Source organism: Oscillibacter sp., assembly GCF_028693505.1.
GTDB lineage: Bacteria > Bacillota > Clostridia > Oscillospirales > Oscillospiraceae > Oscillibacter.
Genome location: NZ_JAQUVF010000043.1, coordinates 1 through 12076, shown reverse-complemented (window position 1 = coordinate 12076; position 12076 = coordinate 1). Strand labels below are relative to the sequence as shown.

Below are 12076 nucleotides of genomic sequence, written 5' to 3'. Positions count from 1 at the left end.
GCTGTTGGAAACGCAAAGTGGCTCAAGTGTTGAGTAGCACAAATTGGTCAGGTGGCTCAAGTATTCGTTAGCAAAAGTGGCTCTAATATTCGCTAGCACCTGGCTCAAATATTCATTGACATTCACAAGATTTCTCTTTTAAAAAGCAACGGCATCCCCAGCGAGTGCGCCAATTCTAAATTGCCCATTTTTACTTTACCTGCTTTTATTTATGCCCAAATCGACAAATTTCAGTGACAAATTCCCAGCATTCTGATATAATAAAACAAAACCTTGTTCTTTGGATGAGGAGACAGCTATGATTTTCTATTATGTAGCAGTTTCTTACGTCAGCATTTTTTTCTGCTGATTTTAGACTGCATTATTCAAAAAAGTGATGTTGCGACAGCTGATGCGCAGCATTTTTTTCATCTTTCCATTGTCGCCACCACTGTGGTGCTTCTTGCGGAAGTCACCACAATCTCTCTGGAAGCGGCGGCGGCATGGTATCTCCCACTTTACATCCTCTCCAATGTCATCGGTTTTTCCATCTCGCCGTTTATTCCCCTGCTGATCGGCGGGGCAATCAGCCGCCGCCGAAAAGGCGACGCCTTACTTTGGATTCTCCCCTGCGTCAACATTATTCTGTCAGTTCTTTCCGCCGCATTTCCCATCATTTTTGAAATCAGTGCAGCTAACATATACGCCCGGGGACCTTTTTGGTGGTTTTTCGTTCTCTCCTATGTCGGCGCCGTCATTGGTCTCTTTTTTAAAACGCTTTTGGCGAGTAAACAATATCAAAACAGCAACCGCTATATTTTATACATTCTCTTTTTCTTTGTGGTTCTCGGCACCTCGGTGCAGGTCTTTTTCCCGCAGGCTTATCTCTCCTGGCTGTGCACCGCTTTTGCCATCGGGCTCTATTACATCTACTACTGTGAGCTGTGCCATCAAATCGACGGACTCACGGAACTGCTGAACCGGCAGACTTACGAGAGCTATCTTCGCAGGATTCGCAACCGGAAGAATGTTATGATCATCATTTTCGACATCGATGATTTTAAAACCGTCAACGATCAATACGGCCATCTCTTCGGGGACTTCTGCATCACAGCCGTCTCCTCCTGCATTAAAAGCGTGTTTTCAAAGCTGGGTTTGTGTTTTCGGACTGGAGGAGACGAATTTTGCGTCATCAGTGAAACGGCAAATGAAGCTTCCGTTCAACGGGCCTATCACCGTTTTCTGCATGAGATCGTTTCCATGCGCAGCACGGAGCTGCGGCTGCCGCTGGTGTCCATCGGGTATTCCTATTATAACCGAAACAAATCTACCATAGATGAGGCGCTTTCTCTGGCCGACCAGCGGATGTATCACTTCAAGCAAACGCGAAAAGCGGAGAATTCCTTTACGCCTTCGGAGCAAAGCGGCGAAGCATCCACGGACCAGTTCACTTTATCCTGAAATCTCCGCCGCCTTGCAGGGAGGCACAACAAAAGCGCTGCCGCCGAATTTCTCGGCGGCAGCGCTTTCTTGTTTGAAAAGACTCAGTAGAGCAAATTCACCAGTCCGGTGGTCAGGAAGGGGATGAAGGTCAATGCCAGAAGCTCCACGATCAGTACAATGTAGAAGGGGATACTCTCTATGATAAAGTCCTTCAGCTTGCATTTCGTCTCTCCGCAGACCACAAACATCAAGGTGCCCATGGGTGGAGACAGGGAGCCGATGGCCATGTTGAAGATGAACACCATCAGGAACTGGATCTCATTGATGCCGTAGCTCATTGCAATGGGGAACAGCAGCGGCACAAGAATAATCATCGCCGCGTTACCCTCGATAAACATACCGACAAACAGCAGGAAGAGGTTCATCAGCAGCAGGAAGATGTACTTGTTGGCGCTGACCGCCAGCATCATTTCCGTCAGCATCTGGGGAATGCGTTCCTTGGTCAATATCCAGGAAAGCGCGGAAGCGGCGCCGATAATCAGCATGATTCCGGCGGTGGAGAGCACCGTCTCCTTGAGGCCGTTTTTAATGGTTTCCCAATCCAGCTCATGGTACACCAAGCCCAGCATGATGGAGTACACCACTGCCACCGCGCCGGCTTCCGTGGCGGTGAATACGCCAAAGCGGACGCCGCCGATGATGATGACCGGCAGGCACATGGGCAGAATGGACTCCATGACCACGGGGCGGGCCTCCCGCCACGTGAGTCTCTTATCTCTGGAGGGGGCATACCCGCGCTTTTTTGAAATGATGGACACCGTGATCATTTCACCGGCGCACAGCAGCAGTCCCACACCAATGCCGGAGACAAACAGCTTTCCGATAGACACGTTTGCCAGGGAGCCGCACAGGATCATGGCGATTCCGGGCGGGATCAGCGGCGTGATCATTGCGGAGGCCGCCGTGACCACGGAAGAAAACGCGTTGCTCATGCCCTTGCGCTCCATGGCGGGCACAAGCATCCGGGCCTCCATGGCGGCGTCCGCCAAGCTGGAGCCGGAGAGGCCGCCCATCAGCGTGGACAGCAGCACGTTCACCTGTGCCAAACCGCCCCACAGCCGACCGGTGAGAATATCGCACAGGGCCATGATGCGCCGGGTCACGCCGGAGTAGTTCATAAACACGCCGGAGCAGACGAAGAACGGAATGGCCAGCAAAGAAGAGCTTTGAATGGCCGACACCAGACGCTGTGCCAAAATCATGGAACTGACGCCCGGGTTGATGAAAAAGTAGATCGCGCTGCCTGCAATCACAGAGAGAAAGACCGGAACCTTGATAAACAGCAGCACCAGCATCACAATTAATGCGACGGCAATCTCTGTGCTCATGCGTCAGCCTCCTTTTGTGCGGGTTTTTTAGCGATAAATTGGTTGTAAGCTCCAACCAACATGCTGATAATCATCAGCGCGCCGCCAACCGGAACCACCAGATAGACCGCGCCATAGGGCAGGCGCAGCAGCGTGGTAAGCTTTCCGGCATCGATCAGCTGCAGGTAATATGTGGTCTCCTGCACAAAGAGATACCCCAGAATCACCAGCTCCAGCAGCACGTCAAAGCGCTCCACAAAGCCGCCGATTTTCTTGGGCAGTGCGTCCACAACGATTTCAATGGCGATATGGGAACCCGTCCGGAAGGCGCCGCTGCCCCCCAGAAACACCACCCATAAAAACAGCAGCATCTGTATTTCTTCCATCCAGGTAATCGGACTGCGCAGCAGATACCGTTTGAGCACACCGACAAACGTCAGCAAGATCAAACACACGATCAAAACGCAGGCAATCGTAACGTCCAGATTACCAAGAATCTTCTTGGCCTTTTTTCCCTGCATATTCAGAAACCTCCTTTTCTCCTTTTACACTTATACGTAGTTACATACCCGGGCAATTGCCATTTCATAAAAGCCCAGTGCTTCAGACTTTGTCAGCTTGCCGTTTGCCGTCCCCACGACCTCGGAAAGCAGCGCGGACGCCACAGCCTCCATCTCCTCGGGATGGTCCAAAAGCACACTGGCATCCACGTCGATGTTATCCTTCATCTTGCCGTAGGTCAGGGGATTGGCCGTGATCTTGATGACAGGGGCCACCGGATTGCCGGTGGGCGTACCGCGGCCGGTGGAAAACACCACGATCTGCGCGCCGCCGGCCACCATGCCCGCCACGGAGGAGGGGTCGTTGCCCGGCGTATCCATAATGACGAGACCCTTGCCGGGCTCCATCTGCTTGGCGTAGTCGTAAACCTCTTCCACCGGGCGGTGTCCACCCTTGTGGATGCAGCCCAGCGATTTTTCCTCCAGCGTGGTAAGGCCGCCGGCAATGTTGCCGGGAGAGGGGTTGCCGCCCCGGGGGTCCTCCCCCACCAGCTTCAGCGCCGCCTCATAGCGGTGCACGATGTCGTAAATCCGCGCTTGGATCTCCGGCGTGCGGCCCCGGCGGGCCAGAATATGCTCCGCGCCGATAAATTCCGTGGTCTCGGACAAAACCGCCGTTCCGCCAAGGTCCACCAGCTTGTCGCAGGTGTGCCCGATCAGGGGGTTGGAGGCAAGGCCGGACGTCATGTCGGAGCCGCCGCACTCGGTGCCAAGGATCAATTCGCTGACGGGGAATTCCTCCCGCTTCAGCAAGGAAGCCTCCTGTACCATCTCCCGGGCGGCCCGCACGGCCTTTTCCGCCGTAGAGATGGTACCGCCCTCCTCCTGAATGATAAACTGACGAAGGGGCTTATTGGTGCGCTTTTGAATGGCCTCCACCACCAGGTCCATCTGGCAGCCTTCGCAGCCCAGAGAGATCACGATGGTCCCGTAAATGTTCGGATTGGCGGCAAAGCCCGCCATCACATCCATGGTCAGCTCCATATCGCTGGGTACTTGAGAGCAGCCGTTTTGATTGTGGAACGTGACTGTCTCCTGCACCTGTGAGGCGACGATCCGCGCGGTATCCGCCGCGCAAACGGAAGCCGGTAAAATCAAGACCTTATTGCGGATGCCGACTCTGCCGTCGCTCCTCCGGTATCCCAAAAAATTCATACCGCCGCCTCCTTCACAGTTCTTCACGGTTGTTGAGCACATTGTGCACATGGACATAGTCGCCGACTTGAATATCCTCCGCGGCAATGCCGATATGCTCGCCGTACTTGACGACGGGCTGGCCCTTGGGAATCTGCGCCGTGGCGATTTTGTGGTAGACGGGCACATCCCGCAAAGCCGGGGCGGTGAAGGGCGCTCCGCCCTTCACCCAGGTGATTTCCTCCCCCGCCTTCACCGCGCCGAGGACCACCGCCACGTTGTCCTTTTCGTCGATGACCGTTGCTTTCATACGAATTTCTCCGTTTCTTACTCTGCGAAATCGCAGGTGCTGCCGGGAACCTGCGGCACGGCATAATATCCGTTCTCCAGCTCCACAGGATATTTGAAATACTGCCTGAGGTGAGGAATGGCCTCCAGGAACATGTTGGGATGGCCCACCGCAATATGGTTGAAGAGCACCATATGCTGATGGATCTGGCCCATATCGCCCACGTGAGGAATGACCGGCACATTGGCCTTCTTGGACATCAGGCTGATGAGGATAAATTCGGAAATACCGCCCACGCGGACAGCGTCCACCTGGTTGATGTCCATGGCGTTTGCCTGCAGGTAGTTTTTGAAGATGACCTTGTTTGGCACGTGCTCGCCCAGAGCGATGCGGATGGGGTGGAACGCCCGGCGCAGGGTCTGGTGTGCCAGCACGTCGTCCGGATCGGTAGGCTCCTCCACCCAGTAGGGGTTGATGGCCTTGAGCTTATCGATGACATAGAGTCCCTTTTGCAGCGTCCACTGCTGGTTGGCGTCCACCATGATGGTGGCGGCGTCTCCCGCGGTCTGCCGGATCAGGGCGGCGCGGCGGATATCCCGCTCGGGATCGGCGGAGCCGACCTTCAGCTTCATGGCGGTAAAGCCCTTCGCCAGCGCCTCCTTGGTGTTCTGCACCACCAGATCGTCCGGATAGTTGAACCAGCCCACGGAGGTATCGTAGCCGCGATAACCGGTGCGAAGCACGCTCTCGCGCTCCTCGCGGCCGATCCAGCCTGCCCGCAGGATCTCCAGTGCCTCGTCCTTCGTCAAGAAATCCTCCACATACCGGAAATCCAGCAGGGAGATGATCTCCTCCGGCTTGAGGTCAATGAGCAGCTTCCACAGGGGAACGCCCTCCACCTTGGCCCACAGGTCAAAGCAGGCGTTGGTGATGCTTGCCAGCGCCAGATGGACAACGCCCTTGTGAGGCCCAAGCCAGCGGTAGCAGGGGGAATCTGTCAGCCCGGCAAACACCTTGCCAAACTCACTCATCAGTTCGTGGATTTCACGGCCTACCAGTTCGGTACTTAAATACTCGATGGCCTTGCAGACAATGTCGTTGCCACTTCCCAGCGTAAATGCCAAGCCTACGCCATCCAACGGTGTATCCGTTTTGAGGCGGCACACCGCATATGCGTAGACCGGGACCGTGTGTACTGCGTCGGACCCAGCGCCGTTTTCCAAATCAAAGCGCCGGTCTTCCACCGTGATTCCTGTGATCTTGACTGATTTCATAAATGATTCCTCCTGTTTTTTAGAACTCTCCTTAAACAGCAGGAGGAGGGACAAGCAAGTTCACTTATCCCTCCTCCTATTTACTGCATTAAACGTTTCGCAGTTTCGGATTAGCTGACCAGGTCGCGGATATAATCATACAGACCGTCGCGCCAGCCCTCGGTGATAGTGGGGTCGTCGTACACCTTGGCAGAAGCGGCTGCAAACTTTGCCCGCTCCTCATCGCTCAGGTCGATGATGGTAACGCCGTTCTTCTCCATGTCCTTCATGTACTGATCGATCATCTCGTCTTGCAGCTGGTTATTGTACTCACCGGCTTCCTGGCAGGTCTCGGTCAGCCAAGTCTGCTGCTCGGGCGTCAGGCCCTGGAAAAAGTCCTCGTTGCAGATCCACTGGGTGGGCATCTTCACGTGCTTGGTGAGGGTGATGTACTTGGCAACCTCATAGTAAGCCTGGCCGTACAGAGTGGCCATGGGGTTCTCCATGCCCTCCACGGTGCCCTGCTGGGTGGCGGTGTACACATCGCCCAGCGCCATAGCGGTGGGAGCTGCGCCCATATACTCAAAAGCCTTCATGTAGCTGGGGGTGGTCGGGGTACGAATGATGAGGCCCTTCATGTCTTCAATGGTGTTGACGGGCTTGGTGGTCATGATATTTCTCTCGCCGTAAGCATAGTTGGCAGCAATGATGTGAATGCCGCTCTTGGCCAGCAGAGCTTCTTGCTCTTTCCACCAGTCGCTCTCGGTCAGCTTCCAGCACTCGTCCCAGGAATTGTAGATATAGGGGCAGGACGCAATTGCGATCTCGGGTGCGCCGTACTCTGCGAGGAAAGAGGCGTCACTGATGGAAATGACCGGCTCGCCCATCACGATCTGATCGGTCAGATCGGACTGGGAACCCAGCTGGCTGGAGGGGAACAGCTCCAGTTCCATGGTGCCGCCACTCTTTTCAGCAAGCAGGCTCTGCCATTTCTGCATGGCGAGGTCGGTGGGCTCGCCGGGGTTATTGCCGTAGCCAACCTGAATCACAATTTTCTCTGCGGGTGCTTCGGGTGCCGCGGTCTCGCCTCCCTGGGCGGGAGCTTCCTCTTTCTTGGAGCCGCCGCAAGCGGTCAGGCCCATTAAGGATGCGCCGATCATGAGCATTGCAAGAACTCTTTTCATCTTTTCCATGACATCGTTCTCCCTTTTTTGTTTTTATTTCCTCCGCATCGGTCCGGAGACCGGCGCGAATTGAAACACGTGTCCATTTTTGACGCAAAAGCAAATGTTTGCGTTTTTTTAGTAACAAGCACTTTTGCCGCTTCTTATAGCGCTTCTTCTTTTGTGAAAAAGAGCATCCGCCCGTGAACAAATCCCCTTGATGTTTTTCATTATACTACACGTGTTTAATTTGTGTCAACTGTCCTTCTTTCTATGTTTTTCCACTTTTCTTTGTGCACTATGTCAGATACGGCCGCTTCTTCCCGCAATCTCACCGGAGTGTCCACAAATTAGTTGACAACTTCGGGAGAATTGATAGAATAGAAGCAATATAGTGTAGTTTCTGTCAAGGAGGGACTCTATTGAACAGTTCCGAAATCGCAAAGCTGGCATGCGTGTCCAGAACCACCGTATCCCGGGTTCTCAACGGGCACGCCAGCGTCTCAGAGGGAACGCGGGAGCGGGTGGAGGCTGTCATCCGCGAGCACAATTACTTTCCGGATGCGGCCGCCCGGAACCTGGTGGGCAAGCAAAACAAGGTTCTGGGGCTTTTTATTATGGATGTGGCGGCAACCAGCGACGAATACACCATTTCCCGTTCTCAGTTCTTTTACGATTATATTGCCTTCGCCATCGATATAACCAACCGGCACGGATACAATCTCATGACCACCATTGTCCACGAGGACAGTATGGATGACATTGACCGCCTGTTTCAAAGCCGCAGCATCTCCGGGGGCATTATCATGGGCGACCATCTGGATCAAAACGCGCTGGCCCGTTTTTCCGCCCGGGGTTATAAGCTGGTGCTGTACAATCAGATTCGCCGCAGTCCCGCGTCCAATATCATTGTCGTCAACTATGACAACTTCAAGTGCGGCCGTCTGGCCGGTGAGGAGCTGGTCCGGCAGGGACATACCAAGATTGCCCACGTCACCGGCGAACCCAACAAGCTCTCCGTCCGGGACCGTCTGGAAGGATTTGAAACCGCCCTCACCGCGGCCGGTATTCCTTTTGATCGGGCGCGGTATCTGGAATACGGCGCATTTAACCGCCGTTCCGGCGGCTACGGCGCCACGCAGCGCCTTCTTCAGCGCAATCGCGATGACCTGCCCACTGCTTTGTGCGCCGGTTCCGCCACCATGCTGATGGGCACCTTTGAAGCGATTCGGGACCTCGGTCTCCGCATTCCGGAGGATATTTCCCTCATCGGAATTGACGAGGTCGACACCGCCATTTACACCTCGCCGCCGCTGTCCGTCGTCTCCACCTGCTGCGAGGAGATCGCCAAGCTCACCGTGGTACGACTGATCGAGCTGATCGAACAGGGCAGCGTCACGCCCTGCGACTATGTGATTCCCAAAGTGACCTTGACCCTTCGCAGCAGTATCAGCACATGCAAGTCCGGCAGTCCCGGCTCCAAGCCATAAAAAAGCCCCATCCGTTCGGATGGGGCTTTCTCGTTTATTGCAGGAAAAACTCAGGCGTTCACTCAGGGCTGCTTGCCGAGGTAAGCCACAACGCCGCCATCCGCATACAGGACGTGGCCGTTGACGAAGTTGGAAGCATCGGAAGCCAGGAAGATTGCCGGCCCCATCAGATCTTCCGTCACGCCCCAGCGGCCTGCGGGAGTTCTGCCAATGATGAACTGGTCAAAGGGATGACGGCTGCCGTCCGCCTGCGGCTCCCGCAGGGGGGCAGTCTGCTGCGTGGCGATGTACCCCGGCCCGATGCCGTTGCACTGGATGTTCTGTCCGCCAAACTCGCAGCAGATGTTCTGAGTCAGCAGCTTCAAGCCGCCCTTGGCAGCTGCATAGGCCGCCACCGTCTCCCGGCCCAGCTGGCTGAGCACGGAGCAGACGTTGATGATCTTGCCGTGTCCGCGCTGGATCATGCCGGGGAGCACTGCCTTGGCCACGATGAACGGGGCCGTCAGGTCCACGTCTACCACGCGGCGGAAATCCTCCACTGCCATCTCGCACATGGGGATGCGCTTGATGATGCCCGCGTTGTTGACCAAAATGTCCAGCGGCGCGACCTCGGTTTCGATCTGGGCGATCAGCTTCTGCACGGACGCCTCGTCCGTCACGTCGCAGACATACCCCTTCACGTCGGTCATCTCTTCCGCTGCATAAGCCTTCAGTGCCTTTTCAACGGACCCCTCGCTGGTTGCGCAGAAAACCACCCGCGCACCTGCTGCGTGCAGTGCCGTGGCGATGGCGAAGCCGATGCCGTAGCATCCGCCGGTCACCAGCGCGGTCTTTCCCTTCAATGAAAACTGGTTCATAATCTCCTGACTGGTCATTTTTCTGTCTCCCTTCTAAAAATCAATGCATCACTCGGCCGCCGGTAATATTAATGGCCTGACCGGTCATATTATCGGCAAAGTCCGAGGACAGGTACAAGAACATGTGGGCGATATCTTCCATGGTCTGGGCCCGCTTCAGGGGAATGCCCTGCAGGCGGGACTCAAAGTACGCCTCCGCATCGCCGCCCTGCCGGCGGATATCCTCCAGCGCGCGCTCCCAGATGTTTGTCCGCACAATGCCGGGGCACACGCAGTTGACGTTGACGTTATAGGGGGCGGCGTACTGGGCGATGGACTGTGTCATGCCGGTGACGCCGAATTTGGAGGTGGTGTAGGCCACATTGGTGGGGAAGCCGTACTTGCCGGCCTGAGAGCACATATTGACGATCTTGCCAGCCCGATTGGGGATCATGACCTTCAGCACAGCCTGATCCACAAAGAACGTGCCCTTCGTGTTGATGTTGAGCTGCTTGTCGTAGTCCGCTTCGGTAGCCTCCAGGAAATCCACGGCGCCGAACACGCCGGCAACATGGTTAAGGATATCAATGCGCCCAAAGGCCTTCACAGCCTCTTCCACCATCGCGTCGATCTCGCTCTTGACCGTGACATTGCAGGTGTTGGCGACTGCCTTGACGTCGAAGCGCTCCGTGATCTCAGCGGCCACGGCAGCAGCTGCCGCACCGTCCATATCGGAGACCATCACGTTCGCGCCCGCTTCCGCCAGCATCAGTGCCGTGCAGCGGCCCATTCCGCCGCCGCCGCCGGTGACAATGGCATTCTTGCCTTTCAAAGAAATTGCAACGCCCATTGTAAAACATCCTTTCCTTCTCATCCTGCTCAAAGGCCAAGTTGAACACGTGACCATTTTGAAAAAAGCAACGCTTTCCCGGTCATGGATTCCCTTTTCCTCTGTACCGGTTCTTAAATTCCGGTATCTAATGATTCTTTTATTTTCAATATAGCACAGGAACTTCCAATGTGCAAGTGCTGTTTTACACGTGTTTACAAATTTTTTGTCACCCGTTTGCAGGGAGGCTCTTTTCCCTCCAAAAAAGCACCCGTTCGCATTTGACGAACGGGTGCTTTTCTCTGATTTATAGCGGTAAATTCCGCTCCAGCTCTTCCCGGAAGGCCGGGTGTGCAATGGCGATCAGGGCCTTGGCGCGCTCCCGGCAGCTTCGATACTTCAGATTTGCAACTCCATATTCCGTTGCCACATACTGCACCATCGTGCGCGGCGTTGTAACGATGCCGCCCGGGGACAGCTGGGGAAGAATTTTGCTGTGCAGCGTGCCGCTGCGGTCCCGATAGCTGGAGCGCAGCGCAATAATGCTCTTTCCGCCCTTGGACCACTGGGCGCCGGTGACCCACTCCAGCTGGCCGCCGGTGCCGGAGTACATCCGTGGCCCCACGCTCTCGGCATTGACCTGCCCGGTGAGGTCGATCTCCATGGCGTTGTTGATGGAAACCACGCCGTCATTTTGGCAGATGGTCCGCGGGTCGTTCACCCACTTGACCTCCTTGAAGCAAAGGTCCCGGTTGCCGTTTGCGAAGGCCCAAAGGTCCCGGTCCCCCACGCACAGCGCCCCCACGGACCGCCCCGGATAGAGCTGCTTGCGGCTGTTGTTCACCACGCCCTGCTCCATCAGCTTCATGGCGCAGTTGGTCACCACCTCTGTGTGCAGTCCCAGATCCCGCTTTCCCGCATACGCAAGGCATTCTCCGATGGCGTTGGGCAGTCCCCCCAGGCCAAACTGGACGCAGGCACCGTTAGGCACCATCTCCGCAATATAGCCCGCAATGGTTTCATCCACCTCCGTCGCGGGCGCGGGAATGTTTTCCGCCAGAGGATGATCGCTCTCCACGATGGCGTCCGCCTCTGAGACGTGGAACAGCAAATGGCACTCCCCGTCGCTAGAGAGCGCGGGCAGGCGGGGGTTGACCTCCACGATCACCAGCTCGCTTTGCTCCAGCACGGTCCGGTCCAGATGGGAGGCGGAGATGCTGCGGCTCATCCAGCCGTTTTCATCCGGCGGCGCGCAGGTGATGACCGTTACCCGGGGGTGGCGATCGCAGATCCAAGCGCCGTCCTCGCTGAGATGCGTGGGGACAAAGTGGACATTGCCCTGGGAAATCAACGCCCGGTCTCCCGAGAGAAAGTTTACATAATATTCAACAAGATCCCGGTTTTCCGGTTGGAGCAACACGGTGTCGGCGGGCGTAAAGAGGGAATACAGCTCCACCCTGCCCCCGATGGCGCGCAGGCGACGGACAAGGGCTTCGTCCACCGCGTAGGGCCAGCTGGCGGCCGCCGGCATGGCAACGCCGTCGCCGTCCTGAATCAAAGCCGCCGCCTCCTCGGCGGTGACCTTCAATTCCTCATATTGCCGGTGCCAATCCGCTTCTTCGCTCAGCCGTCCACGGCGCACGGGTTGCATTGCGCTTGTCGTCATAATCTCCTCCTGTTTTTTAGGCAACACCGCGCGGAAGGCAGAATGCCGCCTTCCGCGCAGAACACGC

At 56.1% G+C, this 12076-nt stretch carries 11 protein-coding genes; 2 read left to right on the top strand and 9 right to left on the bottom strand.

All coding sequences use genetic code 11. The annotated features are described in order from the left end of the window. Positions 1 to 432: 432 nt before the first annotated feature. Positions 433 to 1440, top strand: a complete 1008-nt coding sequence (locus PHI30_RS09855) for a GGDEF domain-containing protein (RefSeq protein WP_300027233.1) — start codon at positions 433 to 435, stop codon at positions 1438 to 1440. A gap of 83 nt (positions 1441 to 1523) precedes the next feature. On the opposite strand, the gene PHI30_RS09850 is transcribed toward PHI30_RS09855, so the two are convergent. From PHI30_RS09850 to PHI30_RS09825, 6 genes are all read right to left on the bottom strand, one after another. Further along, a complete protein-coding gene (locus tag PHI30_RS09850; RefSeq protein WP_300027230.1) occupies positions 1524 to 2810 on the bottom strand; it encodes a TRAP transporter large permease in 1287 nt (428 codons plus the stop codon). Then, positions 2807 to 3310, bottom strand: a complete 504-nt coding sequence (locus PHI30_RS09845) for a TRAP transporter small permease (RefSeq protein WP_300027228.1) — start codon at positions 3308 to 3310, stop codon at positions 2807 to 2809. Before PHI30_RS09845 ends, PHI30_RS09850 begins: the two co-directional genes overlap by 4 nt. 30 nt (positions 3311 to 3340) lie before the next feature. Continuing rightward, positions 3341 to 4504, bottom strand: a complete 1164-nt coding sequence (locus PHI30_RS09840) for a UxaA family hydrolase (protein ID WP_300027225.1) — start codon at positions 4502 to 4504, stop codon at positions 3341 to 3343. A 13-nt stretch (positions 4505 to 4517) separates the two neighbouring features. Next, entirely contained in the window at positions 4518 to 4793 is a 276-nt protein-coding gene (locus PHI30_RS09835; RefSeq protein WP_300027222.1) for a UxaA family hydrolase, read from the bottom strand. Positions 4794 to 4810: 17 nt separating this feature from the next. Next, on the bottom strand, positions 4811 to 6046 hold the full coding sequence (locus PHI30_RS09830; RefSeq protein WP_300027220.1) for an enolase C-terminal domain-like protein: 1236 nt from the start codon (positions 6044 to 6046) through the stop codon (positions 4811 to 4813). Positions 6047 to 6156: 110 nt separating this feature from the next. Then, positions 6157 to 7218, bottom strand: coding sequence for a C4-dicarboxylate TRAP transporter substrate-binding protein (locus PHI30_RS09825; RefSeq protein WP_300027217.1), 1062 nt, complete (start codon positions 7216 to 7218; stop codon positions 6157 to 6159). A 392-nt stretch (positions 7219 to 7610) separates the two neighbouring features. Between PHI30_RS09825 and PHI30_RS09820 the strand changes: the two genes are divergently transcribed. Next, complete coding sequence (locus PHI30_RS09820) at positions 7611 to 8678, top strand: LacI family DNA-binding transcriptional regulator (protein ID WP_300027214.1); 1068 nt, start codon at positions 7611 to 7613, stop codon at positions 8676 to 8678. A 62-nt stretch (positions 8679 to 8740) separates the two neighbouring features. Here PHI30_RS09820 and PHI30_RS09815 read toward each other — a convergent pair whose 3' ends face one another. The 3 genes from PHI30_RS09815 to PHI30_RS09805 form a co-directional block, all read right to left on the bottom strand. Further along, on the bottom strand, positions 8741 to 9553 hold the full coding sequence (locus PHI30_RS09815; protein ID WP_300027212.1) for a gluconate 5-dehydrogenase: 813 nt from the start codon (positions 9551 to 9553) through the stop codon (positions 8741 to 8743). A gap of 22 nt (positions 9554 to 9575) precedes the next feature. Further along, positions 9576 to 10346 carry an SDR family NAD(P)-dependent oxidoreductase gene (locus tag PHI30_RS09810; protein WP_300027210.1) on the bottom strand — a complete coding sequence of 257 codons (771 nt, stop codon included), beginning with the start codon at positions 10344 to 10346 and terminating at the stop codon, positions 9576 to 9578. A 304-nt stretch (positions 10347 to 10650) separates the two neighbouring features. Then, on the bottom strand, positions 10651 to 12009 hold the full coding sequence (locus PHI30_RS09805; RefSeq protein WP_300027207.1) for an acetyl-CoA hydrolase/transferase C-terminal domain-containing protein: 1359 nt from the start codon (positions 12007 to 12009) through the stop codon (positions 10651 to 10653). Positions 12010 to 12076: the final 67 nt, after the last annotated feature.